We start from the raw sequence: 26521 nt of genomic DNA, 5'->3' as shown, positions 1-26521 counted from the left end.
TGTCGGGGGGCCGTTATCCCCTCCCCCCCCCGGGGAGAGGGTTAGGGTGAGGGGGGAGCGTGGCGGCTCTTCAGCAAGAATCCACCACGTGCATCCCCCTCACCCCGACCCTCTCCCCGGGGGGGAGAGGGGGGATAGGGAGACCCTCTTGACTGCCCCTCAGTCCCGGACGCTGACGATCTGCTTCTTCTGGACCTGCACCAGATGGATCGACTGGCTCGCCTGCCCCTTGTCGGAGAAGCGCAGGTCGCCCATCACGGTCGGGACCGTCTGCGACTTCAGGGCTGCGGCGATCTTGTCGTAGGCGCGCGGATCGCCGCCGGCGGCGTCGATGCCGAAGGCCAGAACCTGAACCGCCTGGGCGCCGAGCGCGGCGATGAAGGACGGATCGTTCTTGTAGTCCTTGCTGTATTCCGTCAGCCACGGCTTCAGCGACGGGGCGCTGCCGTCCGCGGTGAAGGGAGAGGCCGAATAGACCTGTTCCAGCGAATTGCCGGACAGCTCGACCAGCTTCGGGTTCATGTTGCCGGCCGACGCGATGACCTTGCCGCGATAGCCGGTCTGCTTGATCTGCCGGTAGATCGTCGCACCCTGCGAGGTGTTGATCGCCGCGACATAGATCGCGTCGGCGTTCAGCGACTTCAGCTTGGTCAGCGCGGTGGTGAAGTCGGTGTCGGTGCGGTTATAGAACTCGTGCCCCTTCACCTCGATCCCGCAGGCGGTCAGCAGCTTGGTGTAGTTCTCCAGCTCCAGCCGGCCCCAGTCGTCGTTGACGTTCATGAAGGCGATGGATTTGGGCTTGATGCGGTCGCAGATCGCCTTCGAATAGAACTCCGACATCATCGCCGAGGTGGCGTTCAGGCGGAACAGGTACTTGTGCCCCTCCTCCGTCACCTTCGGGTGCTGGGAGCTGGTCATGACGGTGATGATCTTGTCGCGCGTCACTTCCTTCATCGACAGGGCGACGGCGCTGAACCAGCCGCCGATGATCATGTCGACGTTGTCCTGCTCCATCGCACGCTTGGCGGCGCTGACGCCGTCCTCGGGGGACCCCTTGTCGTCGTAGGTCAGCAGCTCGATCTTGCGGCCGCCGGCGACGCCGCCCTTGGCGTTGATGACCGCCGCCATCGCCTGCGCGCCTTCCAGGCCGAGCTGGCCTTCGAAGGCGCCGGTGCCGCTCATCGGGCCGATGAGGGCAATGCGGACCGGGGGCTGCTGCGCCTGAGCGCCGGTGGTGCCGGCGACGGGAATGGCGAGGGCCAGGGCCGCCGCGGCGGCAAGGAGAGTGCGCCTACCGAACATGGGGTTCCTCCGTGGGTTGGTCGTCTTTTGGTTGGCCGTCTTTTGCCCGGCCGGCTTTTGATTTCCCCTTGGTCCCGGCGGGTGGTGCGCGCCGGCAAAGGATCGTCAGGCGGTTTTCAGGTAGCGCTTCTGCAGTTCCTCGATCTGCGGGAAGCCGATGAAGTCGATGAAGCTGTTGTGGTCGGTCACCGGCCGCGGCAAATCGCGGGTGGAACGGCGTTCGGCCAGCGCCGCCAGATTCTCCTTCAGCGCCGAGGCGACGGTCATCAGCGGCACCAGCGCGTAGGTCGCCATGCCCGCAACCTCCTCGACCTCGTCGGCCGACAGCTTTTCCAGCCAGCCGAGAAGCTGCAGCGACAGCGGCACGCCGACGGCCTCGCGCATGGCGCGCAAGCCCTCGATGTCCTTGAAGCACTTGCTGATCGGCTGGATCATGTCGGCGCCGGCGGCGACATAGGCGCGGCCGCGCTCCATGGCGGCTGCCGGATCGACCACGTCGGTGCGGGCGATGATCAGCATGTTGGGATCGCGCCGGGCCTCCACCGCCGCCTGGATCTTGGCGACGCCCTCGTCCATCGGGATCACCTCGACCCCGCCGACGCAGATCGGGCAGCGCTTGGGCGCCACCTGATCCTCCATGATGACGGCGGAGACGCCCGACGCCTCGAACTCGCGGATCGTGCGCATCACGTTGATGGCGTTGCCGTATCCGGTGTCGATGTCGGCGATGACCGGGACATTGACCGCCGACACCACGTTGCGGACCACCGTCAGGTTTTCCGACATGGTGTAGAGTTCGGCGTCCGGCTGGCCGAGGAAGGAGGCCGAGACGCCGAAGCCGGAGGTCATCAGCGCGTCGAAACCGGCCGCCTCGATGAAGCGGGCGGACAGGGCGTCATAGGCGCCGGCCGACCAGACGGTCTTCTGGGCCAGGATGCGGTTGCGGAACTCAGGTCCCCGAGACATGCGCATGATCCTTTTGTTCGCGTTGCTGGGCCGCCTGCCGCTTCAGGAAGGGGACAAGGCCACCGGCCTCGATCATCTCGGCATCCGCCTGCGGCAGCGGCTCGAAGGGAATTTCGGTGCCTTGGGTGTGGTTGCGGACCACGCCCGCCGCCCAGTCGACCTCGATCTCGTCCCAGCGCCGGACGAAGCCGAGGATTCCGGGGCAGCTGACCTGCGGGAAGCCCATGCTGACCTCGCCGCGCCAATAGCCGGGGGAGAAGGACTCCGCGATCACCCCGGTGATGCCGAGGTGGCGCATCGCCTTCATCGGCGGGTAGTGCGGGTGGCCGTAGCCGAAATTGTCCGCGCCGACCAGCAGGTCGCCCGGCCGCACCGACTTGGCGAAATCCGGGTCGTAGGCCTGCATGGCAAGCTGCGCCAGCTCGGCCACGTCGGTGATCTTGATGTTCTTGACGCCGACGATCTGGTCGACGTCGAAATTCACCTCGTCGAAGATGAAGGCGACGCGGCCCTTCATCACCGGCATTTGAAGTGTGGCTTCGCTCATCGCCGGCCTCACAGGTAGGGGCGCGGATCGGCGATCCGGCCTTCGATGGCGGAGGCGGCGACCACCGCCGCGTTGCACAGGTAAATCTCCGAATCCGGGCTGCCCATGCGGCCGCGGACGTTCAGCGTGCCGGTCGACACCGCGCGCTGGCCCGCCGTCATCGTCGCGATGCGGCCGAAGCAGTAATCGCAGCTGGGCGAGGAGACGAAGGCCCCGGCCTCCACCAGCTTGGACACCAGCCCCTCGCGCGCCGCCGCCGCCATCAGTTCCTGGCTGGTCGGCACGATGTGGAGCGACACGCCGGTCTTCACCCGCCGGCCTTCCAGCACCTTGGCCGCTGCCCGCAGATCCTCCAGCCGGCCGGACGCGCAGGACCCGAGATAGCCGGCATTGATCTCCAGCCCGAGGAACTCGGTCAGGTTGCGGGTGTCCGCCGGGGTCGGCGGGGCGACGACGATCGGTTCCAGGTCCGACAGATCGATGTCGTGAACAGCGGAATAATGGGCATCCGGATCGCTCGACACCGGCTCCAGCTTCTTCCGCGCGCGGGGCAGGGCATAGTCGAGCCGCACCGGGTCGGGATTGACGATGGCGGTCAGCGCGCCGGTGAACATGGCGAGCCCGGTGATGGTCTGCAGCCCCTCCGTCGACATCGCCGCCACCGACGGCCCGCCAAGCTCCAGAACCTGGAAGCGGCAGGAACTCGGCCCCAGCCGGCGCACCAGATGGTGGAAGACATCGCGCGCCATCACGCCGGGCCGCAAAGACCCGCGCAGGTTCACCCGCACGGTGTCCGGCACGCGGATCGACACGGTGTCGCTGACGAAGGCCTCCATCACATTGCGGCGCAGGCCGATGGCGAGCGTGCCGAAGGTGCCGAGCTGGCTGACATGGCCGTCGAAATGGACCACGAAGGCGCCCGGCGTCGCATAGCCGACCTCGGCCGCCACCTGATGGCCGATGCCGTGCCGTTCGAACAGCGGCACATTGTTCTCCGCGCACCAGGTGCGCGTGTTGATGTGCAGCTCTTCCTCCTTGGCGGTGGCGGTCGGCACCATGTGGTCGATGAAGATGCCGAAGCGTTCCGGCTCGGCCACCCGCTCGATGCCGAAATCCTCCTTCATCGTCTTGAAATAGACGTCGGTGTAGCCGGGGAAGTCGTAGGCCAGCACGAAGTCCGGCTTCGCCTTGATGTCCTGTCCGGCGCGGACGGCGGGCAGCCCCGCCGCGCGTGCCAGGATCTTCTCGGTGATGGTGTAGCCCATGGCGTGGATGTCTCCGCTCCCGGTCCTCAGCGGCCGAGGCCGAGGGAGCCGGGATTCATCAGCCCCTGCGGATCGACGGCGCGCTTGACGCCCTCCAGCAGCGACCAGGTTTCGGGGGTCATGATCTCGCGGAACGGATAGTCGCGGGCGACCTGCCAGCTGACGCCGCCCAGGCTGCAGTACAGCTCCTGCGTCGCGCGGCGCAGTTCCGCAACCGCGTTGCGCGCCGCCGGGTTGGCCGGACGGTCGCGCCAGGGCTTGACCACCTCGTCGCCCAGGCTGGCGGCGTGCAGCGGCGTGATCTCGTCGGTCCAGTAGAAGGCCGGTTCCAGGAAGAAGTCGTTGCCGACCGTCATGGTCATCACCGAATAGATGATGCCGTGCTGCTCCATGAAGCCGCGCTTCTCCGCGAAGAAGGCGTCGTTGGCGGCGACCACCTTGTCGGCGTCGCCCAGCGGGAAGATGGCGTGGATCGGGACCCAGCGCTGGCCCTCGCGTCCCAGCATGCCGCGCACCGGCCCGAAGGGCTTGGAGCGCATGACCTTCGGCACGCTGTTCTCGATCTCCTTGCCGTGGCGGGTGCCGATGGCGCGCACCGTCTGCATCGCCTCGCGCAGCTGGGTTTCGCTGCGTCCCTCCACCACCAGATGGAGGGTGAAGTTGTGGTCCTTGAGGAAGGCGGTGCCGGCGGTGGCGACGCTCAGCGCTTCCTTGGCGCCTTGGAACAGCGACTTGCCGGCCTTCGCCACGTTGCCCAGAGTCTTCAGCCCGTCCGACAGCTTGTTGACGCTGGCCGAATGCTCGACCTTGGTGCGGTCGATGCCGAAGCCTTCCGAGACGCAGCGCGCCCGCGCCATCTCCACCTGCGCGGCGGCCATCGCCTGCATGGTGGTGAAGCCGAAGGACAGGAAATCGGTGTGCTCCGGCCGGCGGTGGAGCCGCAGAGTCGCCGCCACCTTGAAGCCCATGGCGCCGTTGTCGCCGAGGAACAGGCCGGTCAGGTCGGGGCCGCCCGACCGGGTGAAGGGCTTGGTGCCGACGCGCCCGCCCGACCCGGTGGTGACGACGCGCCCGTCGGCCAGCACCACGGTGACGCCCAGCACGCTCTCCGCCACGGTGCCGTGCAGGGCGGAGCCGAAGAAGGCGCTGTTCTGCGACAGGGCGCCGCCGATGGTGGCGTTGATGCCCGACAGCGGTCCCCAATAGCCGGTGCGCAGGCCGGTTCCCTCCAGCGCCTCGTTCAGCGCGGCCCAGGTGCAGCCGGTCTCCACCGTGACGTAAAGGCTGTCGGTGTTCAGGTCGAGGATGCGGTTCAGCCGGCGGCTGTCGATGACGACCGAGTTCGGGCCTTCGGGCAGATAGCCCTTGGTGTAGGACATGCCGCCGCCGCGCGGCACCACCGCCACACCGGCGTCATGGGCGGCGCGCACGGTGGCGGCGACCGCGTCGCGGTCGCGCGGCAGGGCGATGGCAAGCGGCGGGATGCCCGGCTGCCAGAACACGTCGTTGGCGTAGAAGTTGCGGCTCTTCTCGTCATCCAGCAGGCCGTCGGGCCCAAGCGCCGTGCGCAGGGTGTCGATCAGTGTGGCCGGGCCGTCGAGGGCGGCAATGCTCATGGGATGTCCCTTTCGGGTAGGGTCGGGCTGAATGTGATCAGGCCGCGAGCGGCTCGAACCGGAAATTCTCGGCCGTCCGGCGCACATAGCCGGTGTGGGGGGCGCCGAAATGGGCGGGGAAGACCAGGGCGCCGCGGTCGGCGGCATGGTCCAGCAGCCGGCGGCGGGTTGCCACCGCCTGCGCCTGATCCTCGCAGAAACGGCTGTTCCAGTCGGGGCGCGCAACCTGCATCGGCTGGTGCAGACAGTCGCCGGTGAAGTAGGCGGCGTGCCGGTCGGACTCCAGCCGGACGAACATCTGGCCGGCGGTGTGGCCGGGCGCCAGTTCCACCGACAGGCCGTCGAGAATGCTGTCGCCGTCCTCGATCAACTCCACCTGTCCGGCTTCCCAGACCGGCAGCACGCTGTCCTCCATCACTGGGCCGTTGCCCGGCATGCCGACCAGCCCGCCCTCTGGGCTGCGCCAGTGCTTGAACTCCTGCGCGCCGTAGATGTAGCGGGCATTGGGGAAGGTCGGGACCCAGCGCCCGTCGACCAGCTGGGTGTTCCAGCCGACATGGTCGATGTGCAGATGGGTGTTGATGACCAGAGTCACGTCCTCCGGCTGAACGCCCGCTGCCGCGAGGTTGCGCAGATAGGGCTTGTCCAGCATGTGGAAGCGCTCGAAGCCCGGCGTGTGGCGCTCCTTGTGGTTGCCGCAGCCGGTATCGACCAGGATCACATGACGGTCGGTGCGGATCAGCCAGCTGTGCATGCTCGACATCAGGCGCCGCGACGCCGGATCGAGGAAATTCGGTTCAGCCAGTTCGGGGTTCCGGGTCAGGATCGCCTCGTCATAGGCCGGAAACAGGAAGCCTGGGTCGAAACCCGGCGTCAGCATTTCCTCGATCCGCGTGACCGTGAACGCCCCCAGGGCGATGGTGTGCATTGTCCTCCCCTCGTGCAGGAAGCCGGCGGCCGGTCCGGAAAAGCGAGGGACGACGGCGGGCCGGAGCATGGGGCGCCTGCCATTCGCGACGGCGATGGGGCGCGCTTGTTCTGTTTGTTTGGCAAGGAAACCATTTGCACCTGATCGTGTCAACAGGCAAAAATGGTGTCACTGTTTGACACGGACGGCGGACTGCGTCAGGGATGGTGGAAAGGGGTTGCGCAAGTCGGCGCAGGCCTTCAATGCTAGCCAGCGCGCTGCTACCGCGACGGGATGAGGGCGGTTCAGCCACCCTCCGTCGGCTGTGCCGGGCAGCAGGGCTTCCGCCTGGACTCGAGATGCGGGACATCCATAAGGGACTTGGACGTATGGACACCGAACAGGACGACAACCAGGGCACGGAAAAGAATGGTCTCAGCGTCCGCGCGGTATCGCGGGCCTTGGCCGTGCTGCGCAGCTTCTATCAGGAAGGCCCGACCCTGACCCTGACGGAGGTCGCGAGCGCCGCGAAGCTCGACAAGGGGACGGCGCGGCGCATCCTTCTGACGCTGGTGCAGGACGGCTTCGTTGCCTTCGAACCGCAGAGCCAGAAATACAGCCTGGGTCTGGAGATCCTGAAGCTGGCGGGGGCGGTGCCGGAACGCCGCGACCTGCGCCAGATCGCCTCCACCATCCTGTCGCGGCTGGCGAAATCCACCGGCAGCACAGTGTTCCTGTCGGTCTATCATGACGGATCGGCGGTCTGCCTCGACCAGTTCCACAGCGACCGCTCGGTGGAGGTGCGCTGGTGGATCGTCGGCGGGCAACTGCCGATGAATTGCGGGGCGGCGCCGCGCGTGCTGCTGGCCTATCTGCCGGAGGCGGAGGTCGCCCGCGTGCTGGCGCGCGGAACCACGCGCCTCACCCCCCACACCACCACCGACCCGCGCCAGCTGGCGAAGGAGTTGGAGGAGGTGCGCGAGCGCGGCTGGTCGGTGGCGGTCGACGACGTGATCGAGGGACTGGCCGCCATCGCCATGCCGCTGTTCGATCCCGACGGCCGGCTGGTGGCCGCGGTCAGCCTGACCGGCCTGACCCCCCACATCATCCGCAACGGCCAGCCCAATTTCCTGGACGAGACGCGCGAGGCCGTGCGGGAGATCTCGGCCAACCTCTATTCCCTGTCGGCCCCGCCGCTGCACCGCGCCGCCCGCGCCCAGTCCGCCATCGGCGGATAAGCCAGAGCCCGCGACAGGCGGCTGAGGCGGGGCGGCCACGGTGTCGTTCTATGACACCGGGTGTGGATTCGCGGTTGTCAGCTCTCCGGTGAGGAAGGCGGCGTAGCAGCCGATGGTCTCCCGCACCGCCTCGTCACCTTGGCCGGGATACCAGACGGTGGCAGGGGTCGGCATGACCTCCGTGCCGGCCGGGGCGAGTGTCCGCGCCTCCGCCAGCCCCTCGACCAGCATGTCGGCCGGGCCGGCGCAGATCAGGGCCGGACGGGTCAGCCGCACCAGTGCGGCCCGCGTGTCGTAGCGGAAGGCGGCGCGGTAGGAGCGGTCGTAATGGCCGCCGCTCGCCAGCAGGCCCATGGTCCAGTCATGCAGCACCGCCGAGGCGGGGACGCCGATGGCGCGGGCGGCGGCGCGCTCCTGCCGGTACCACGGCCAGAACAGGAACATGTCGCGCCGCATGTTCCAGGCCTGGAGCAGATGCAGCCCCCAGCGGTCGGCGGCCAGCGGCGGGAAATAATGGTCGAGGATGTCGGCGCTGAAGTCGGCGGGGATCAGCACCGGCGCTTCCAGCACGGCACGGCCGACCCGGTCGGGATGGCGCACGGTCAGGTCCAGCGCCACCAAGGCACCGGTGTGGGTTCCCCACAGGTCGAAGCTTTCCAGACCAAGCGCGTCGGCCAGCGCCAGCATGTCGTCGGCCAGCACGCCGATGTCCACCGCGCGCTCCGGCTTGTCGGAGTCGCCATTGCCGAGATAGTCGGGGGCGATGACCTCGCGTTCCGGCGCCAGCCCATGCAGCAGCGGCAGCAGCGGCGCGGACGATCCCGGCGCCGACTGGAAGGCCAGCAGCGGCCGGCCACGCCCGGCGCGGCGCAGATGGACCCGGCCGGCGGGCGTGTCGGCGTAGTCGTGCCAGACCCGCAGCGGGTCGGTGAAGGGCCGCGTCGGCGGCGGCGGCCCGGCGGGCTTTCGGCCGGCGCCCATCGGCGCGAGATGAGCGGCGACCTCTTCCAGACCGTCGACCCGAACCGCCCCGCCGGCGGAGTCGGACTTGCTCCGCATGGCGTCCAGACAGATGGACCACAGCGCCTCATAGCGCGCCGGTGCTCCTGCGGCGCTGCGCAGCATCGCGTCCAGTTCGGCGGGGGTGGGCAGGGGGGAGCCGGCTTTGGCCGGATGGCTGGCGTCGCGCGGTTCCAGCACATGGGCGTCACGCAGATGCGCCCACAGCACCGCCAGATGGGTTCCATCGGCGCGGGGCGCCAGCGGGGCGGGACGCAGCCCGCGCTCGCTCCATCCCTCCGCCCCGGCGGCATTGACCAGAAGCAGCCCGTCCTGCCGCCACCCGGCCTCGGGCAACGCACGCGCCAGCGGCGCCGCAAGGTCGAAGGCGAGCAGCGGACAGGCGGGCAGCCCGAGCCGGCCGGCGGCCTCGGCGATCAGGCGGGCCAGCCCGGCGATGTCCTCCGCCCAGCAGGTGACGGACCCGCCTGTTCCCGGAAGATCGAGCGCGGTGATCGTCCAACCGGGCAGGGCGCTTGCCAGCCTGTCGGCGCACACCGACGCCGCTTCGATCAGGCCGGGCAGGACCAGCAGATCCGGCCCCGAGCCGCTGCGCCAGACGCGCATCTGTCCATCGGCAAGGGTCACGTAATGGGGTGTCGACATCGGTTTCCTCCCGATCGGCCGGCGTCTTGCGCCTGCTCTTTGGTGAAGTGCGGAATTGGGGATGAGTGCGCAAAGCGTCTGTTCCGCGCGTGGCGGGCACAATGTTCGCTGCGCTGATGGTGCCACTGTTTGACACTCAGTTCATAGAATGACATAGTTCCTGCGACACCGACAAGGGCGGTGCGACAAGGGCGGTGCCCGCGGACATGCGACGAACCGCGACCGCGACACCTGAACCCGCCATACATTCCAATAAGATCGTCAGGGAGGAAGGGCATGGCCTGGCCGGACGGAATCGGCGTTCCCAAACGGCGCGAACTGCTTTTCGGCACGCGCCTCGTACCATGCTACAGCGAGCGTCCAGCCACCATCGACGCCATGCTCCGCGCCGCCGTCGCCCGCCGGCCGGATGGCGAGGCGCTGGTGGATGGGGAGCGGCGCTACAGCTATGGGCAACTGGATGCGCTGGTGACGCGCGCCGCCGCGGCCCTGCTGGCGCAAGGCGCCCGGCCGGGCGACCGCATGGCGCTGGTGCTCAGCAACCGCGCGGAGTTCCTGATCGCCCTGCTGGCGGCGGCGCGCGCCGGCATCGTCGCGGTGCCGGTCAGCGCGCGGGAACAGCGGCCGGGCATCGCCGGCATCCTGAACGACTGCGGCGCCTCGATTCTGATCCATGACGCAGCGCTTGCCGACCGCATGCCCGACGCCGCAGAGGTGCCGTCGCTCGTCTCGCGCTTCTCGGCCGGCGGGGCGGCGGACGGCTGCCGCCTCTTCGAAGAGTTGCTGGAAACGGACGCCCCGCTTCCGGACTCCGCGGCCTCACAGCGGGAGGAGGACACCGCCGTCATCCTCTACACCTCCGGCACCACCGGCAAGCCGAAGGGTGCGCTGCTGGCCCATGTGAACATCATCCACTCCGCCATGCATTTCGAGGAATGCTGGGACTATCGCGAGGGCGAGCGGGCGGTGCTGGCGGTTCCGGCCTCGCATGTCACCGGGCTGGTCGCCGTCGTCATGGCGATGATCCGCGTCGCCGGCTGCACCGTGATGATGCCGGCCTTCGACGTCGCCGGTTTCCTGGATCTGGCGAGCCGGGAGCGCATGACCACCACCGTGCTGGTGCCGGCCATGTACAATCTCTGCCTGCTTCGCGCCGATTTCAGCCGGTACGACCTGTCATCCTGGCGGATCGGCGGTTTCGGCGGCGCGCCGATGCCGGAAGCGACGGTGGAGGCGATGGCGGAACGTCTGCCCGACCTGCATCTGCTGAACGCCTACGGCTCCACCGAATGCGCCACCATCATCAGCGTGGTCCCCATCGGCCACACCCGCGCCTGCCTGGACTCCGTCGGCATGTGCGTGCCCTGCGGCGACCTGCGCATCATCGACGAACAGGGCCGCGAATGTCCGCCGGGGGTGAGCGGCGAGGTCTGGATCCGTGGACCGATGACGATCCGCGGCTATTGGAACCGCGAGGATGCCACCCGCGACAGCTTCGTCGACGGCTATTGGCGCTCCGGCGACATCGGCGCGCTGGACGAGCAGGGCTATCTGCGGCTCTACGACCGCAAGAACGACGTCATCAACCGCGGCGGCCACAAGATCTACAGCGTTGAGGTCGAGAACCTGCTGGTCCGCCATGCCGACGTGGTCGAGGCGGCGGTGGTCGCCCATCCCGACCCGGTGCTGGGCGAGAAGATCCATGTCTTCGTGATTTCCAAGTCCGGCAGCCTGACCGCCGACGACGTGCGCGACTTCTGCCGCGCCAATCTCGCCGAATACAAGGTGCCCGATTACGTTACCCTGCTGGGCGACGCGCTGCCGCGCAACGCCAACGGCAAGGTGACCAAGCGGGTGCTGCGCGATCAGGTGACGACCGCTTAAGTCCGCCTCAGCCCCACCGCCGCCTCGACGAAGGCGATCAACTGCTCGGCATAGAGGTCGGGCGTGATGCCGCGGCGGCGGTGCTTGGCGCGTTTGACGTACCAGTCCTGCAGCATCGGCTTGATGAGCGCGGCGGCCATCGTCACGTCCGGCACCGCGAAGAGGCCGCGGGCGACGCCGTCGGCCAGCGCGTCGGCGATCATGCCCTCCGTCATCATCTCGCTGGTGACGGCAAGGTCGCGGCCCTCCTTGGGGAAGGCCTTCGCCTCCATATAGGCGAAGACGAACCAGGGATGCATGGTCTCGGTCAGGAACAGGTGGGTGCGCAGCAGCCAGCGCAGCCGGCCGGCGGGGTCGTTCGCCAGCCCGTCGGGCGGGCGGCCCAGCACCTCCTCCACCACGCCGACGACCTGGCCCAGGATCATCATCAGCAGCGTGTCCTTGCTGTCGAAATAGGCGTAGAGCGCGCCCATGCTCAGCCCCGACTGTTCGGTCAGGTCGCGCAGGCTGGTGGAGTGGAAGCCCTTGCGGTTCGCCAGGGTCAGGGTGGTTTCGACGATGCGCGCGAGGTTTGCGATGGCGACCGCCGGCTTCTTCACCCGGATGGTCGCGGCATGCCGCTCCAGGATGCGCGCGCACAGCGCCTCCATCGACAGATCGTGCCGTGCCTGGAAATCCCGCAAGCTGCTCATACCGGCTGTCCTATCGTTTGCGACGCTGATCGTTCTTGCACAAGATCGGCGGCAGGGATATAAAGCGAGCGCTCGCTCGATTTTTCAAGAGTGCTGAACGGGGCCGTGCCTCGCCGCCTCGCCAAACGATCCCGACCAAGGGAGGATGCATGAGCGTCACCATCGATTTGACCGGCAAGACTGCGCTGGTCACCGGCGCCTCCAGCGGTCTCGGCCGCCATTTCGCCGGTGTTCTGGCCAAGGCGGGCGCCCGCGTGGCGCTGGCCGCGCGGCGGACCGACGCGCTGGCCGAAACCCGCGCCGCCATCGAAGCCGCCGGGGGCAGCGCCGTCGTCGTTGCCATGGACGTGACCGACCCGGCCTCCGTCACCGCCGCGGTGGGGGAGGCATGGGGGGCGCTGGGCCGCATCGACATCCTCGTCAACAATGCCGGCGTCACCGCCACGCGCCCCTTCCTCGACATGAGCGAGGAGGAGTGGGACCGGGTGGTCGACACCAACCTGACCGGCTGCGCCCGCGTGGCGCGCGCGGTGGCGCAGCGCATGCGCGATGACAAGCAGGGCGGGGCCATCGTCAACATCGCTTCCATCCTCGGCATGCGGGTGGCGGGGCAGGTCTCGTCCTACATCGCCGCCAAGGGCGGGCTGGTGCATCTGACCAAGGCGATGGCGCTGGAACTGGCGCGCCACAACATCCGAGTCAATGCGCTCTGCCCCGGCTATGTCGAAACCGAACTGAACGCCGACTTCTTCGCCAGCGATGCCGGCAAGGCGCTGGTCAAGCGCATCCCGCAGCGCCGGCTCGGCCGGCTGGCCGATCTGGACGGGCCGCTGCTTCTGCTGGCGTCCGATGCCGGCGCCTACATGACCGGATCGGTGCTGGCCGTCGACGGCGGCCATCTGGTCTCCTCGCTTTAAAAGAAAAGGAGCGGTTCCATGGACTTCACCCTTCCACCGGAGCTGGAAGACTATCGCCGCCGCGTCCGCGCCTTCGTCGAGCAGGAGATCCTTCCCGTCGAGGCCGACCGCGCCAATTGGGACGAGCACGAGAACATCGCCGACGCTCCATTGGCGGCCCTGCGCGCCAAGGTGAAGGCGGCCGGGCTGTGGACCCTGCAACTGCCGAAGGAGGTCGGCGGCCACGGATTGCCGATGGTCGGCGTCGCCGCCTGCTACGAGGAGATGAACCGCTCCATCTTCGGGCCGGTCTGCTTCAACGCCGCCGCCCCCGACGACGGCAACATGCGGCTCCTGAGCATGGTCGGCACCGCGGCCCAGAAGGAGCGCTGGCTCGCCCCCATCGTCGAGGGGCGGGTGCGCAGCGCCTTCGCCATGACCGAACCGCATCCGGGTGGCGGCTCCGACCCGTCGATGATGAAGACGCGGGCGGAGCGCAAGGGCGACCGCTGGGTGGTGACGGGGCGCAAATGGTTCATCACCGGGGCCGACGCGGCGCAGCACTTCATCCTGATGGCGCGCACGTCCGACGACCCGCGCAAGGGGCTGACCGCCTTCCTGTTCGACAAGGACCAGCCCGGCTGGCGCATCGAGCGCCGCATCCCGATCATGGGACCGGAGGAACATGGCGGCCACTGCGAACTGATCTTCGACGGGCTGGAGATTCCGGACGAAAACGTGCTGATGAAGGTCGGCGACGGGCTGAAGGCCACGCAGATCCGGCTGGGTCCGGCGCGGCTGACCCATTGCATGCGCTGGACCGGCCTTGCCAAGCGCTGCCTGGAGATCGCCGGCGCCTACGTGAAGGAGCGCGAAAGCTTCGGGATTCCGCTGGCCGAGCATGAAGGCGTGCAGTGGATGCTGGGCGAGACTGCGATGCAGATCGAGATCGGCCGGCTGCTGACCATGAAGGCGGCGCATGCGCTGGACAGCGGCAGCTTCGCCCGCAAGGAGGTGTCGATGGCCAAGGTCCAGGTCGCCGACACGCTGTTCAAGGCGGCGGACACGGCGATCCAGCTTTGCGGCGCGCGCGGATATTCCAAGGACACGGTGCTGGAGTGGATCTACCGCTACGCCCGGCAGGCCAAGCTGGTCGACGGCGCGTCGGAGGTCCACAAGATGGTGCTGAGCCGCAGCTACCTCGCCGAGGGCGACGATTTCTGGGGCTGGCGGTGAGCGGCGCTCCAGAGTCCACCGGCGGATTGGAGCCCGCCCGGAAAGCGGCGCTGGAGTCCTGGCTGGCGGGTCAGGCGGAAGCGCGGGCGGTCTCCGTCATTGACGAGGGGCGGCTCAGCGGTGGCGCCATCTCGCTCAACCTCGCGGTCACGCTGGAGATCGACGGCGGGCCGTTGTCCGGCCGCCACCCTTGCGTGCTGCGCACCGGGTCTGCCTCCGGTGTTTCGGCCAGCCTGGGCAAGGCGGAGGAGGCTGCGGTCCTGCGCGCCGTCTTCGCCGCCGGCGCCATGGTGCCGGAACCGCTGTTCGTCGGCGCCGATCCGGCGATGCTGGGCGCGCCCTTCTACATCATGCGCCGCGCGGCCGGCATCGCCGCCGGCTTCCGCATGGTCAAGAGCGAGGAGCCGCGGCGCGATCTGGCCCGTGAACTTGGCCGGCAGCTCGGCCTGATCCACCGGGTGCGGCCGGGAACTGCGGGGCTGGAGTTCCTGGTGCTGCCCGAACCGACGGCTGGCCTGCAGGCGGCGGCCGATTTCCGCCGCTGGGCCGGGCGCTATGCCGCCAGCGATCCGGTTCTGGCCTATGGTCTGCGCTGGCTGGAACGGAACGCGCCGCCGGCCGGCGATCTGGTGCTGTGCCATCGCGACTACCGCACCGGCAACTACATGGTCGATGGGGACAGGCTGACCGCGATCATCGACTGGGAGTTCGCGGGCTGGTCCGATCCGATGGAGGATCTCGGCTGGTTCTGCGCCGCGTGCTGGCGCTTCGGCCGCAACGACCGCGAGGCCGGCGGCATCGCCGACCGTGCCGATTTCTATGCCGGCTACGAGGAGACCGCCGGGCGGCGGGTGGATGCGGACGCCGTCGCCTATTGGGAAGCCGCGGCCTGCATGCGCTGGGCGGTCATCGCCATCCAGCAGGCGCAGCGCCACATCTCCGGTACCGAACCGTCGCTGGAACTGGCGCTGACCGGCCGGATGTTGCCGGAGATCGAAATGGATCTGCTGCGCCACCTCGACCGTGTCGGCGGCTTCCCCATGAACGGAGGTGGAGCATGATCAACGACGATCCCGACGCCCGCGATCTGGTCGCCATCGCGCTCCGCAGCTTCCGCGATGCGATCCTGCCGGTGGTGCCGGCCGACCAGCGCTTCACCGCGCTGATGATCGCCAACGCGCTGGGGGTGGCCGAGCGGGAGCTGGCGGCCGGCAGCGTGGCCGAACCAGCCCTGGCCGCCGCCGTCGGCGGCCTGCTGGGCGAGAACGGCGACCTTCCGGATTTGCTGCCGAGGCTCTGCGCCGCCATCGACGCCGGACGCTTCGACGCGCCCGACCGGCAGACGGCCTTGCGGGCGGTGCTGAAGGACATCACGCGGGCAAGGCTGGCGCTGAGCAATCCCAAGCGTTTGGCCGCCGAAGGACGGGACGCCGGCCGATGAGCCTGTTTCAACCGCTGTCCGGCACGGTCGCGCGCCGCCGCCTCTACCTGCTTCGCCACGGCCATGTCGCCTACTATGACGCCGCCGGCCAGCCGCTGAACCCGAAACTGGCCGCCCTGACCGACCGGGGGCGGGCGGAGGCGCAGGCGGCCGGCGCCCTGCTGGCCGGGGTGCCGCTCGACCGCGTGCTGTGTTCCGGGCTTGCCCGCACGCGGCAGACGGCCGAACCGGTCGCCGCGCCGCATGGTCTGCCGGTGGAGGATCATCCCGATTTCCTGGAAATCCGCGCCGGCCGACTGTCGGGTGTGCCGAAGGAGCAGCGTGAGGCGGCTTACGTCTATGGCTTCGAGGCGGCGACCGAGGACGGGCGCTTCGCCGGCGGCGACGGCTTCGCCGCCGTGCGCGACCGGGTGGTGTCGGCCGTCGAGGCGCTGGTGCGGCAACCGGGCTGGACCCATCTGGCGCTGGTCGCCCATGACGGCGTCAACCGCATGCTGCTGTCCTGGGCCTGCGGCGCCGGCCTGTCGGCCCTGTCGGCGTTCGAGCAGGATTATGGCTGCATCAACATCATCGACGTCGACGTGACGGCCGGCCGGGTGGTCCGCCGCCTGATCCGCGCGGTGAACGTGACGCCCGGCAACCCGGCGAAGATCGGCCTGCACCGCAGCAGCCTGGAGGAGGCGTTCGGGCCGCTGCTGAATCTGGATTGATGGGCTATTTTCCGGCGCCGTCGATGCGCCGCCGCCAGACCGGTTCCGACAATCGCTCGATCAGGAAATCGGCAAGCACGCCGACTTTGGCCGGTCGTGTTCGGGCCGACGGCGTGATGAAGTAGAGGCCGCCCTTCGGCAGCGACCAGTCGGTCAGGATGGCGGTCAGCCGTCCCGTTGCCAGATGCTCGGCCGCCATGAATTCCGGCAGTTCGGCGATGGCCAGCCCCTCCAGCAGCATCGGCACCAGCGCGTCGGCGTTGGTGACTCGCAGCGGGCCGGATGGGGTGACGCTTTCCTCCTCGCCGGCGCTGTTGGTGAAGTGCCAGATGTCCTGCCGCCGGCGGTAGGGATAGCCCAGGCAATGGTGGCCATTCAGCTCGCGGGGATGCCGCGGCTCGCCATGGCGGGCGAGATAGCCGGGGGCGGCGAGCACCACCGGCGACACCCCGCACAGCCGCCGCGCCACCAGCGAGCTGTCCGGCAGCACCGCGATGCGCAGCGCGGCGTCGAAGCCGTCCCCCACCAGATCGACGGTGGCGTCGCTCAGGTGCAGGTCGATGGAGATCTCCGGATAGAGGCGGAAAAAGTCCGGCAGCAGCGGCGCCACCCAGCGCAGCCCGAACGACATCGGGACCGCGAAACGGATCAGGCCGCGCGGGCGGCTGGACATCTCGCGCACCGCATTCTCCGCCGCTTCCGCCTCGTCATAGAGGCGGGTCGCGCGCTCGGCCAGGGAGTGGCCGAAATCGGTCAGGGCCAGCCGGCGCGAGGTGCGGTTGAACAGCCGGGCTCCCAACCGTTCCTCCAGTCGGCTGACCGCGCGCGACACGGTGGCGACCGACACCCCCATCGCGCGGGCGGCACCGGCGAAGGAGCGCTCCTCCACCACCTTGGCGAACATCGCCAGCCCTTCGAAATCCGGCAGCTTCGACATCGCCAATCCCGCCCAATTCTGCAACGATGGTTTTCAACCGTTTCTATTTCGATATGGGTCTGCCGTCGATAGCTTTGTCTCCAGAAGATGACCCATTCCCAAGGAGACTTCAGATGTCACGCAAGCTTGACGGCAAGATCGCCCTCGTCACCGGCGCCAACAGCGGCATCGGCCTCGCCGCGGCCAAGCGCTTTGCCGCCGAAGGCGCCACCGTCTATCTCACCGGCCGCCGCAAGGGCGAACTGGAGGCCGCGGTCGCGGCGATCGTTGCGGCCGGCGGCAAAGCGACGGGGGTGCAGGCGGACTCCTCCAATCTCGCCGATCTCGACCGGCTCTATGCGCAAATCAAGAGCGAGGCGGGCCGGCTCGACGTGCTGTACGCCAATGCCGGCGGCGGCGGCATGCTGCCGCTGGGCGACATCACGGAGGAACAGTTTGACGACACCTTCAACCGCAATGTGAAGGGCGTGCTGTTCACCGTGCAGAAGGCGCTGCCGCTGCTCGGCCGCGGCGCGTCGGTGATCCTCGCCGGCTCCACCGCCGGCAGCATGGGCACGGCGGCCTTCAGCGTCTACAGCGCCAGCAAGGCGGCGGTGCGCAACTTCGCCCGCAGCTGGATCCTCGACCTGAAGGACCGCGGCATCCGCATCAACACGCTCAGCCCCGGTCCGGTCCGCACGCCGGGTCTGGTCGAACTGGCCGGTCCGGATGCGGCGCAGCAGCAGGGGCTGGTGGACTATCTGGCCGCCCAGGTGCCGCTGGGCCGTGTCGGCGACCCGGACGAAATCGCCAAGGCCGCCGTCTTCCTGGCGTCGGACGACAGCAGCTTCATCAACGGCGTCGAGCTGTTCGCCGACGGCGGCATGGCCCAGGTCTGACGGGCTTTTCCGGCCGGCAGCCTCTGCATCCGAGTATCGGTTGGCCCCCTTTGCGGCTGCGTTGTGAAACGCCGCTGCAAGGGGGGCCGCGTCATGTCCGCCGGTCATTCATATAGTTCTATATAGAACTAGTTGACCAACGCATCCATATGCGACAGGATGGCTGTGGGAGGATCTCGATGCCACAGCATAATTCCGCGTCAATGACCGACCGGCGCCTGCCGGCCTATCTGCAGCTGCGCGACGCGCTGGCCACCCGGGTGGCGCGCGGCGAATGGGGGCCCGATACTGCGCTGCCGTCGGAAAACCAGCTGACGGCCGAGACCGGGCTGTCGGTCGGCACGGTACGTAAGGCGATCCAGACTCTGGTCGACGAAGGGCTGCTCGAACGGCGCCAGGGGTCCGGCACCTATCTGCGCAAGCGCGCCTTCAACGCCTCGCTGTTCCGTTTCTTCGCGGTCCAGTCCGCCGATGGCGAAGCGACGATCCCGTCAAGCCGCATCATCGCGCGCACGGCCGCCACTGCCCCGGCCGCCGTCGCCAAAATTCTCGGCACGGCAGACTGCATCCGCCTCGACCGCCTGCGCGGCCAGTCCGACGCCCTGCTGCTGTCGGAGGAGATCTGGCTGCCGCGCGCCCGCTTCGACGGCATCGTGAAACTGGACGAGTCCCAGTTCGGGCCGCTGCTCTATCCACTCTATCACGAGCGCTTCAACGTCTTCATCGCCAGCGCCGTCGATGACGTGAGTTTCGCGGCGGCCTCCGCCAAGGTCGCGGCCCGGCTGGGCCTTGCCGAGGGGGCGCCCACGGCGGTTATCGAACGCACCGCCTACACCGTGGACGGCACCGCGGTCGAATGGCGCATCGCCCAGGGCCCCGCCGAGCGCTTCCGCTACCGCAGCCGCCTGAGCTGACCCGCGGCGCCGGACCCGGTTTCCGGCGCGCTCCTTCCTTGCGGCCTTCCCAAACCCTCCCCTTCGCGGCGGAGGCCGCCCCCCTATTGCCTGTACGGATCGACCGATGACCGCACTCCCCCCGATCAGGGGCATCGACACGCATGCCCATATTTTCCGCCCCGACCTGCCGATGGCCGCCGGCCGGCGCTACAGCCCGGACTATGCGGCGGAGTTGTCGGACTGGTTCGCGCTGCAGGATCGGGCCGGGTTCAGCCATGGCGTGCTGATCCAGCCCAGCTTCCTCGGCACCGACAACAGCCTGATCGAAGCCGCTCTGCGCGCCCATCCCGAACGGCTGCGCGCGGTCGCCGTTGTCGATCCCGGCGTGACGGAGGAGGAACTGGACCGGCTCGGCGCCCTCGGCTTCGTCGGTGCGCGCCTGAATCTCGTCGGGCGCGAACTGGAGGATTACGCGGCGGCACCCTGGCAGGAGTTCTTCCGCCGTTTGGCATCCCGCCGCTGGCAAATCGAGATCCAGCGCCGCTTCGACGACCTCGCGGAGGTGGTGCCGGCCATCGCCGATTCCGGCGTCACCGTGGTGATCGACCATTTCGGCCTGCCGCAGGGCGGCGTCGATCCGGCGAACCGCAGCCATGCCGAATTCCTCGATGTGCTGCGCCGGACGCCGGCCGTCTGGGTCAAGCTCTCCGCCCCCTACCGCGCCGGGCTGACGCCCGACCTCGCGGCACGCAGCCTCGACCTGCTGCGCGAGGCCTGCGGCGGCTCCGACCGCTTCGTCTGGGGCAGCGACTGGCCCCACACCCAGCATGAGGCCGAGACCGGCTATGCCGCGGAAGTGACCCGGCTGCATGCGCTGATCCCCGATCCGGCGGAGCAGGCGCAAATCCTGGTCCGGAATCCGGCAACGCTTTTTCAATTCGCCTGAAATACAGAAACTGGGAGGAAATCGATGACCCTCGTCATCGTGCTGGCCATCGCCCTGGCCGTCGTTCTGGGCTATGTCACCAAGATCAACATCGGCCTGTTCGCCATCGCCTTCGCCTATATCCTCGGCTGTTTCGGGCTTGGGCTGAAGCCGGGCGCCGTCATCGACATGTGGCCGTTGAAGATCTTCTTCGTCATCTTCTCGGTCTGCCTGTTCTACAGCTTCGCCCTGGTCAACGGCACGCTGGAAAAGCTGGCCGAGCATATGCTGTACCGCTGCCGCAACGTGCCGTGGGTGCTGCCCTACGCCATCCTGGTGACGGCGACGCTGATCGCGGCGATGGGCGCCGGCTATTACACCGTGCTGGCCTTCATGGCGCCGATCACGCTGCTGATGTGCCGGCGGACCGGGCTGGACATGGTGCTGGGGGCGATGGGCGCCAATTACGGCGCGCTGGCCGGCGCCAATTTCATGTCGAGCCAGAGCGGCATCATCTTCCGCGGCCTGATGACGGCGAACGGCACCAGCGACGCCGATGCCTTCCTCTACAGCGGGGTCATCTTCGCGGCGACGCTGATCATCCCGTTCTTCGTCATCACGGCGATGCTGTTCCTGTTCGGCAACCACCGCAGCCTGAACGCCTCGCTCGCCGACACCGGCCGGCCGGAGCCGCTCGACGGGCGCCAGCGCGTGACGCTGACCTTGACGCTGACGATGATGGCGCTGGTCCTGCTCGGCCCGGTGCTGCATCTGGCGATGCCCGGCAACGCCACGGTGGCCTATCTCAATTCGAAGATCGACATCGGCCTGATCGCCGGCGTCTTCTCCGTCATCGCGCTGCTGCTGAAGCTCGGCGACGAGCGCAAGGCCATCGCGTCGGTGCCGTGGTCGACGCTGATCATGATTTCCGGCATGGGGATGCTGATCTCCGTCGCCATCAAGGCCGGCACCATCGCGGTGTTGGCGGCTTGGCTCGGCAGCAGCATCCCGGCCCTGCTCCTGCCGGTGGTGTTCGGCATCGTCGCCGCCGTGATGTCGCTGTTCTCCAGCACGCTGGGCGTGGTGACGCCGACGCTGTTCCCGCTGGTGCCGGCACTGGCGACCAGCCTGTCGGTCAGCCCTGTGCTGCTGTTCACCGCAATCGTCGTCGGCTCGCAGGCGACTTCGATCTCGCCCTTCTCGTCGGGCGGCAGCCTGATCCTCGGCTCGGCGCTGGAGGAAAAGTCGCGCAACACGCTGTTCACCCGGCTGCTGTTCCGCGCCGCGCCCTTCGGTGTCGTCGCGGCGGTGCTGGCGAACATCGTGCTGACCTTCGCGCTTTGACCGGCAGTTCGGCGGTCAGAGTGAACGCATGAACTTCTTTGGCGGTCATTCCCGCGAAGGCGGGAATCCAGCCGGTTCAGCGGCTTATCCGCGGAGTTTCCTGGTTCCCCGCCTTCGCGGGGATGACGGCCGATGATCGTCTCAAGAACTCACGGACTTTCAGAAGTCGGCCTGCTCCGCCTCCAGATAGGCGAGGCTGATGTATTTGCCGATGTTGCTGTCCCAGCCCTTGGTCTCCGCCGCGCGGGAGGCGACGCGGGGATCGGCCAGCACGGCGGCCTTCGCCTGCTCGACCGACTGGCCGGCCTTCACGGCGGCGAGGCAGGGTTCGAAGATGCCTTCGAACAGGCTGCGCTGCCAGTCCGGCACGCCGGGGCCGGGGACGCCGTGGGCAGGCAGCCAGATGCGGGTGTCGCTGTCGGCCCGCAGCCTGTCCATCGTCTCGAAGGTGCCGAGGTACGAGCCGTCGTCCATGTTGGCGATGCGGCGGTCCATCATCACGTCGCCGACGCACATGACGCCGTCCTCCACCACCGAAACCGACAGGTCGGAGGGCGTGTGGGCGGTGCCGTAATGGTGCAGACGCAGCCGGACGTCACCCAGCGACAACTCGTCGCCATGGGCGGCGTCACGGTTGGGGGCGACGATCCGCGTCCCGGCCGACGCCTGCGCCGTCCATTTGACCATGGAGCTTTGCCAGAAGCTGCCCTGCACGCCCAGGATCGCTTCGCGCGTGTGGGGCAGGGCGTAGCGGGGCAGATCCTCGCCGAACGCCTCGGCGAAGGCATGGTTTCCCAGCCAGTGATCGCCGTGATAATGCGTGTTGACGATGCCGACGACCGGCTTCGGCGTCAGCGTCCGCAGCATGCGGATCGCCATCTCGCCGATCTGCAGCGAGGCGCCGCTGTCGACGACGATCACGCCGTCGCGGCCGATGACGAAGGTGATGTTCGCCATCATCCCCTGGTTCTGCGGCGTCGGGAAGCCGTCGGGCGCCTGGATGATCCAGACATGGGGACTGATCTGGACCGGTGGCCGGTCGGGCACCGGCGGTCCCTTGACGAAGGACTCCACCCCGGCGGCGAAGGCGCGGACCGCATCCAGTCCCGGCATGGCGGCCAGGAGTGCCGCACCGGCGGTCAGCAGGCGGCGGCGGGGCAGGCGAAGCATGCGGGATCTCCTGTGAACATCACTGTACAGCGACGGGAGGAATTCCGGCGATGGCGGCGTCGCGCACCCGTGCCGGCCGGTCGATGGCGAGGTCGGTCAGCACGGCGCCGATCCACATCGACCACAGCACAAGCCACGCCGTCGCCGTGAAGATGGAGGCGCCGGACACGCCGGCCCCGACCGCGCAGCCGCCGGCCAGCACGCTGCCAAAGCCCATCATGCAGCCGCCGATGATGTAGCGCCGCATGGAGGAACCGTCGTTGAACCCCTCCAGCTTCAGGTCGCGCCCGGCCAGCCCGGCGACGAAGGCGCCCAGCGCCACGCCGGGGATCAGCCCGGTGTCGAAGCTCCAGCGGGTGCCCGGCGGCGACAGCACCAGCATCAGGAAATCGGCCGAGGGCGCGGTGAAGCTCAGGGAATGGACGGTCACCGGATCGAAGGCGGCGGATGCGGCCCGCCAGGTGAACCACCAGGCGGCGGCGACCGTCGCACCGACGCCGGCCGCGCCCAGCCAGGACCAGCCCGACAGGGCGTTGCGCCGCGCGATCACCGCGCCCGCCGCGAACCAGCCCATGCCGAACAGCAGCGCCCCGCCATGCCCGATGCCGGCCAGCGCCAGCAGGTCGCGCTGCTGGCCGCTGATGACCCACCAGCCGTTGACCGCCTCGCGCAGCGGCGACAGGACGCCGCGCATCGCCGCCTGGGCGACCACCGCGAACACCAGCCCGGACAGCAGCGCCCGCAGGTTGCCGGTCGCCGACAGCACCAGCATGCGGCTGGCGCAGGCTCGGGTCAGCGTCATGCCGCAGCCGAACATCAGCCCGCCGATCACCGCGCCCGACAGGCTGCCGGGGTTGTTGAGCTGGCGGACGCTGCCGGTGTCGAACAGCCCCAGCAGGATCAGCCCCTGCGTCGCCATCAGCGCGGTGGAGAAGGCGAGCAGCCAGACCGCCAGCCGCCCGCCCAACCGGCCATGCGCCACCTCCAGCGTCGAGGCGCGCAGGCAGAAGCGGGACCGCTGCGCCACCACGCCGAACAGCGTGCCGATCAGCAGCCCGCCCAGCGCCATGAAGCTGTCCTCGCCCAGGCTTTCCATCAGGGCGTCGACGGTGAAACCCATGGCCGTTGCCTTCTCAGGGCTTGATGTAGGCGTAATGGTCGCGCGCCTGCAGTTCGGTGATGCGGACGACGCCGGACGGCGTGAACTCCGCCTCCATCACGAACTGGTCCTTGGTCAGGTTACGCCGCTTCATGGTGATCTCGCACACCTCGAAATGGACGCCGCGGCTCTTGAGATCGGAGATCAGCGGGCCATAGTCGATGTTGTTCTTCTGGTCCCTGCCACCCTCCATCAGCAGATCGACGCCTTCGGCATGGGTGACCACGCGGATCTCGGTCTTCGGCGCCACGTCCAGATGGTTGCGGATGTTGCGCAGCGCCTTGGTGCCCTGCTCGGCGGCATTGTCGATGTGGTAGACGACCTTGTCCTGGGCCAGCGCCGGGGCGGCGCCGGCCAGGGCGAACAGCATCAGCAGGGGGGCCAGGAAACGACGAACGCTCATGGTCTGAGCCTTTCCGAATTGGAGCTTGCCCCAGTTGGCGGGCGGAATATCGGGTCAGGCGTCGAGGCCGGGGTTGCCGTTCACGCCCTTCAGGGTTGGCAGATTCAGCTGCGGCGGCGCCACAATCTTGCGGGCGCGCAGGTTGCGGGCGACGAGGTCCCAGATCGGCTCGCCGCCGGCCGCCTTCGCCTCTTCCGCGACCGGCGCCCAGCCGGCGACCTTGTAGGTCTTCGACGCCTCCAGCGGCTTGCCGTTCAGCGTCATGTCCTGGATGCGCCGGCCGGCCGGGGCGGCGGGATCGCAGGCGTAGGACAGGCCGCCAACGCGCACCATGTCGCCACCCTGCTGGTAATAGGGATCGGGGTTGAACAGGTTGTCGCAGACATCCTCCAGCACCGTCTTGATCTGATCGCCGCTCATCTGGCTCAGCGTGACGTAGGGATAGGTGATGGCGGTCTGGTCCAGCAGGTTTTCCATGGTGATCGGCTGGCCGGGCAGCAGCGTGGTGCCCCAGCGGAAACCGGGGGAGAAGGCGATCTCCGCATCCTTTTCGGCCATCAGCGCGTCGAGGATCAGCTGGTCGAAGCTGCCGTTGAAGTTGCCGCGCCGGTACAGCGTGCCCTCCGTCACCGCCAGCGTCTCGCCCAGCTTGGCCTCGTAGGGCGCGCGCACGCGGGTGATCAGCGCCTCCATCTCCGGGTCGGCGGGCAGCAGGTTGGCGAAGACCGGCATCAGCCGGTAGCGGAAGTCGGCGACCCGTCCGCCGGTCACCTGGAAGTCGAGCACGCCCAGGAACTTGCCGTTCGACCCGGCGTTGGTGACCAGCGTCCGGCCGCCGGGGTTGGCGACGATGGTCGGCGCCGGCATGCCGTCATGGGTGTGGCCGCCGAGGATGGCGTCGATGCCGCGGACACGCGACGCCATCTTCAGATCGACGTCCATGCCGTTGTGCGACAGCACGACGACCACCGCGGCACCGGCGGCGCGGGCGGCATCGACCGTCGCCTGCATCTCCTGCTCGCGGATGCCGAAGGTCCAGTCGGCCACCATGTAGCGCGGGTTGGCGATCGGCGTGTAGGGAAAGGCCTGCCCGATCACCGCGACCTTGACGCCGTTGACGTCGCGCAGGCTGTAGGGCTTGAACACGTCGTCGCCGAAATCGGCGGTCTTGATGTTCTGGGCGACGATCTCGATGTGGCCGGCGAAGTCCTTCTCGGCGATCTCCTGCACGCGCGCCTGGCCGTAGGTGCATTCCCAATGCAGCGTCATGATGTCGACGCCCAGCAGCTTGGCGGCGTCCACCATGTCCTGGCCCTGCGTCCACAGCGCGGTGCCCGACCCTTGCCAGGTGTCGCCGCCGTCGAGCAGCAGGGCGCCCGGCCGGTTGGCCCGCACCCGCTTGACCAGCGTCGCCAGATGGGCGAAGCCGCCGACCTTGCCGTACAGCCCGGCCAGCCGTTCGAAGTCGAGGCAGGTGAAGGCATGTGCCTCGCGGCTGCCGGCTTTGAGGTTGAAATGCTCCAGCAGCCGGCTTCCCACCAGATGCGGCGCCCGGCCGGCCATCTCGCCGATGCCGAGGTTGACGCTCGGCTCGCGGAAATGGATCGGCTTCAGCTGGGCGTGGCAGTCGGTGATGTGCAGGAGCGAGACGTTGCCGAAGGCCGGCGCGTCATAGACCGCGTCCGCCGCCGCTTCGGCGCGGGCCAGACCGGCGCCGGGCAGCAGCAGGCCGGCGGCATTGGCGGCGGCCAGGACGGTGAGGAACTCGCGGCGGTTCATTGGGCGGGCCCCGATTTGGAATTCACGGGAGAGTTCGGGTCGAACAGCAGCGCCATCAGGTGCTTGATCTGCGTCTCCCCCAGGATGCCCATATGGCCGGCGCGTGGCATGTTGGAGCAGGCGTTGGCCGATTTGGCGTTGTAGATCTTGGCCCAGGCCGCCTTCATCGTCTCCTCGTCCCGGCCGCGCAGCGCGCCGTATTGCAGCAGGCTGGGGCCGATGGTGCCGTAGGAGATCTCGGTCGGGCTGAGCTGATGGCAGTTGTAGCAATTGCCGCCGTTCGGCTCGCCCGGCTTGTCGGTCCAGGTGTTGCCCCGGCCGCTCTGGGCGATCTTCTCGCCCTCCTTCCAGTCGCCCAGCCATTTGCCGTCGGACGGCCATTTCACCGTCGCCAGGTTGGCGGCCTCGATCTGCCGGCGCCGCTCGGCGGCGGCCGGGCTGGCGGCGGCCTCGGGATCGGAGCAGAAGGCCTGCGTCTCGTCCTGGGTCAGGCGATCGACCTTGGCGATGCCCTTGTCCTTGAAGCTGGCGGCCAGCATGCGGGTGAAGGCGGCATCGTCGGCCCCCGGTCCCCAGGACGGCGCGACCTTGGTCTCGGAAAGGGCGGGGCCGGCCAGCAGCAGGACGGCAAGGAAGGCGGCATGTTTCATGGCGTGTTTCATGGC

25 protein-coding genes are annotated in these 26521 nt (G+C 68.6%); 11 read left to right on the top strand and 14 right to left on the bottom strand.

From position 1 onward, the window contains the following. Window positions 1-159: 159 nt before the first annotated feature. The 6 genes from TSH20_RS25505 to TSH20_RS25480 all read right to left on the bottom strand — a co-directional run bounded on the left by TSH20_RS25505 (window position 160) and on the right by TSH20_RS25480 (window position 6624). Window positions 160-1302 (bottom strand): ABC transporter substrate-binding protein, encoded by a 1143-nt coding sequence (locus TSH20_RS25505; protein WP_109156633.1) that lies wholly within the window; start codon window positions 1300-1302, stop codon window positions 160-162. 105 nt (window positions 1303-1407) lie between these two features. Beyond that, window positions 1408-2268, bottom strand: coding sequence for an isocitrate lyase/PEP mutase family protein (locus tag TSH20_RS25500; RefSeq protein ID WP_247871419.1), 861 nt, complete (start codon window positions 2266-2268; stop codon window positions 1408-1410). Beyond that, on the bottom strand, window positions 2252-2815 hold the full coding sequence (locus TSH20_RS25495; protein ID WP_247871418.1) for a 3-isopropylmalate dehydratase: 564 nt from the start codon (window positions 2813-2815) through the stop codon (window positions 2252-2254). Before TSH20_RS25495 ends, TSH20_RS25500 begins: the two co-directional genes overlap by 17 nt. Window positions 2816-2823: 8 nt before the next feature. After that, window positions 2824-4080, bottom strand: a complete 1257-nt coding sequence (locus TSH20_RS25490) for an aconitase family protein (RefSeq protein ID WP_109156630.1) — start codon at window positions 4078-4080, stop codon at window positions 2824-2826. A gap of 26 nt (window positions 4081-4106) precedes the next feature. Further along, complete coding sequence (locus tag TSH20_RS25485; protein WP_109156629.1) at window positions 4107-5696, bottom strand: FAD-binding oxidoreductase; 1590 nt, start codon at window positions 5694-5696, stop codon at window positions 4107-4109. Between the two features lie 37 nt (window positions 5697-5733). Continuing rightward, the gene (locus tag TSH20_RS25480) at window positions 5734-6624 is read right to left on the bottom strand and encodes an MBL fold metallo-hydrolase (RefSeq protein ID WP_109156628.1); all 891 of its coding nucleotides are present in this window, start codon (window positions 6622-6624) and stop codon (window positions 5734-5736) included. A 368-nt stretch (window positions 6625-6992) separates the two neighbouring features. Here TSH20_RS25480 and TSH20_RS25475 point away from each other — a divergent pair, with 368 nt between their 5' ends. Then, entirely contained in the window at window positions 6993-7841 is an 849-nt protein-coding gene (locus TSH20_RS25475; protein WP_109156627.1) for an IclR family transcriptional regulator, read from the top strand. 48 nt (window positions 7842-7889) lie between these two features. Here the strand turns inward: TSH20_RS25475 and TSH20_RS25470 are convergent, their stop codons facing one another. Continuing rightward, window positions 7890-9506: an alpha/beta hydrolase gene (locus TSH20_RS25470; RefSeq protein WP_109156626.1), complete on the bottom strand. Its 1617-nt coding sequence runs from the start codon at window positions 9504-9506 to the stop codon at window positions 7890-7892. 276 nt (window positions 9507-9782) lie between these two features. Here TSH20_RS25470 and TSH20_RS25465 point away from each other — a divergent pair, with 276 nt between their 5' ends. Next, on the top strand, window positions 9783-11390 hold the full coding sequence (locus TSH20_RS25465) for a class I adenylate-forming enzyme family protein (RefSeq protein ID WP_109156625.1): 1608 nt from the start codon (window positions 9783-9785) through the stop codon (window positions 11388-11390). Here the strand turns inward: TSH20_RS25465 and TSH20_RS25460 are convergent. Further along, window positions 11387-12082 carry a TetR/AcrR family transcriptional regulator gene (locus TSH20_RS25460; protein WP_109156624.1) on the bottom strand — a complete coding sequence of 232 codons (696 nt, stop codon included), beginning with the start codon at window positions 12080-12082 and terminating at the stop codon, window positions 11387-11389. The two genes, TSH20_RS25465 and TSH20_RS25460, sit on opposite strands and share 4 nt — an antisense overlap. A 149-nt stretch (window positions 12083-12231) precedes the next feature. Between TSH20_RS25460 and TSH20_RS25455 the strand changes: the two genes are divergently transcribed. From TSH20_RS25455 to TSH20_RS25435, 5 genes are read left to right on the top strand one after another with little or no spacing between them, the layout of a single operon-like run. Continuing rightward, complete coding sequence (locus TSH20_RS25455) at window positions 12232-12999, top strand: glucose 1-dehydrogenase (protein WP_109156623.1); 768 nt, start codon at window positions 12232-12234, stop codon at window positions 12997-12999. Window positions 13000-13017: 18 nt separating this feature from the next. After that, window positions 13018-14214: an acyl-CoA dehydrogenase family protein gene (locus TSH20_RS25450; protein WP_109156622.1), complete on the top strand. Its 1197-nt coding sequence runs from the start codon at window positions 13018-13020 to the stop codon at window positions 14212-14214. Continuing rightward, complete coding sequence (locus TSH20_RS25445; RefSeq protein WP_247871417.1) at window positions 14211-15275, top strand: phosphotransferase family protein; 1065 nt, start codon at window positions 14211-14213, stop codon at window positions 15273-15275. Before TSH20_RS25450 ends, TSH20_RS25445 begins: the two co-directional genes overlap by 4 nt. Further along, a complete protein-coding gene (locus tag TSH20_RS25440; RefSeq protein ID WP_109156620.1) occupies window positions 15272-15655 on the top strand; it encodes a DUF6285 domain-containing protein in 384 nt (127 codons plus the stop codon). The genes TSH20_RS25445 and TSH20_RS25440 overlap by 4 nt, the downstream gene beginning before the upstream one ends. After that, a complete protein-coding gene (locus tag TSH20_RS25435; protein ID WP_109156619.1) occupies window positions 15652-16365 on the top strand; it encodes a histidine phosphatase family protein in 714 nt (237 codons plus the stop codon). The genes TSH20_RS25440 and TSH20_RS25435 overlap by 4 nt, the downstream gene beginning before the upstream one ends. Window positions 16366-16369: 4 nt before the next feature. On the opposite strand, the gene TSH20_RS25430 is transcribed toward TSH20_RS25435, so the two are convergent. Then, window positions 16370-17302: a LysR family transcriptional regulator gene (locus TSH20_RS25430; RefSeq protein WP_109156618.1), complete on the bottom strand. Its 933-nt coding sequence runs from the start codon at window positions 17300-17302 to the stop codon at window positions 16370-16372. Between the two features lie 113 nt (window positions 17303-17415). Between TSH20_RS25430 and TSH20_RS25425 the strand changes: the two genes are divergently transcribed. The 4 genes from TSH20_RS25425 (at window position 17416) to TSH20_RS25410 (ending at window position 21345) form a co-directional block, all read left to right on the top strand. Further along, window positions 17416-18180, top strand: coding sequence for an SDR family oxidoreductase (locus TSH20_RS25425; RefSeq protein WP_109156617.1), 765 nt, complete (start codon window positions 17416-17418; stop codon window positions 18178-18180). Window positions 18181-18359: 179 nt separating this feature from the next. Then, window positions 18360-19094: a GntR family transcriptional regulator gene (locus TSH20_RS25420; RefSeq protein WP_109156616.1), complete on the top strand. Its 735-nt coding sequence runs from the start codon at window positions 18360-18362 to the stop codon at window positions 19092-19094. Window positions 19095-19200: 106 nt separating this feature from the next. Next, window positions 19201-20022 carry an amidohydrolase family protein gene (locus tag TSH20_RS25415; RefSeq protein WP_109156615.1) on the top strand — a complete coding sequence of 274 codons (822 nt, stop codon included), beginning with the start codon at window positions 19201-19203 and terminating at the stop codon, window positions 20020-20022. Window positions 20023-20046: 24 nt separating this feature from the next. Next, complete coding sequence (locus TSH20_RS25410) at window positions 20047-21345, top strand: SLC13 family permease (RefSeq protein ID WP_109156614.1); 1299 nt, start codon at window positions 20047-20049, stop codon at window positions 21343-21345. Window positions 21346-21504: 159 nt separating this feature from the next. Here TSH20_RS25410 and TSH20_RS25405 read toward each other — a convergent pair whose 3' ends face one another. Genes TSH20_RS25405 through soxX form a run of 5 tightly spaced genes read right to left on the bottom strand, consistent with a single transcriptional unit; the run spans window position 21505 to window position 26518 of the window. Further along, complete coding sequence (locus TSH20_RS25405; RefSeq protein ID WP_109156613.1) at window positions 21505-22515, bottom strand: MBL fold metallo-hydrolase; 1011 nt, start codon at window positions 22513-22515, stop codon at window positions 21505-21507. Window positions 22516-22534: 19 nt separating this feature from the next. Then, entirely contained in the window at window positions 22535-23635 is a 1101-nt protein-coding gene (locus TSH20_RS25400; RefSeq protein WP_109156612.1) for a YeeE/YedE family protein, read from the bottom strand. A gap of 13 nt (window positions 23636-23648) precedes the next feature. After that, entirely contained in the window at window positions 23649-24077 is a 429-nt protein-coding gene (locus TSH20_RS25395; protein WP_109156611.1) for a DsrE family protein, read from the bottom strand. 54 nt (window positions 24078-24131) lie between these two features. After that, the gene (soxB, locus tag TSH20_RS25390) at window positions 24132-25856 is read right to left on the bottom strand and encodes a thiosulfohydrolase SoxB (RefSeq protein WP_109156610.1); all 1725 of its coding nucleotides are present in this window, start codon (window positions 25854-25856) and stop codon (window positions 24132-24134) included. Then, entirely contained in the window at window positions 25853-26518 is a 666-nt protein-coding gene (soxX, locus tag TSH20_RS25385) for a sulfur oxidation c-type cytochrome SoxX (protein WP_109156609.1), read from the bottom strand. The genes soxB and soxX overlap by 4 nt, the downstream gene beginning before the upstream one ends. Between the last annotated feature and the right edge of the window lie 3 nt (window positions 26519-26521).

Origin of the sequence: Azospirillum sp. TSH20, from assembly GCF_003115935.1 — a bacterium.
Taxonomy (GTDB): domain Bacteria; phylum Pseudomonadota; class Alphaproteobacteria; order Azospirillales; family Azospirillaceae; genus Azospirillum.
This window is presented reverse-complemented; position numbering and strand designations above follow the sequence as displayed.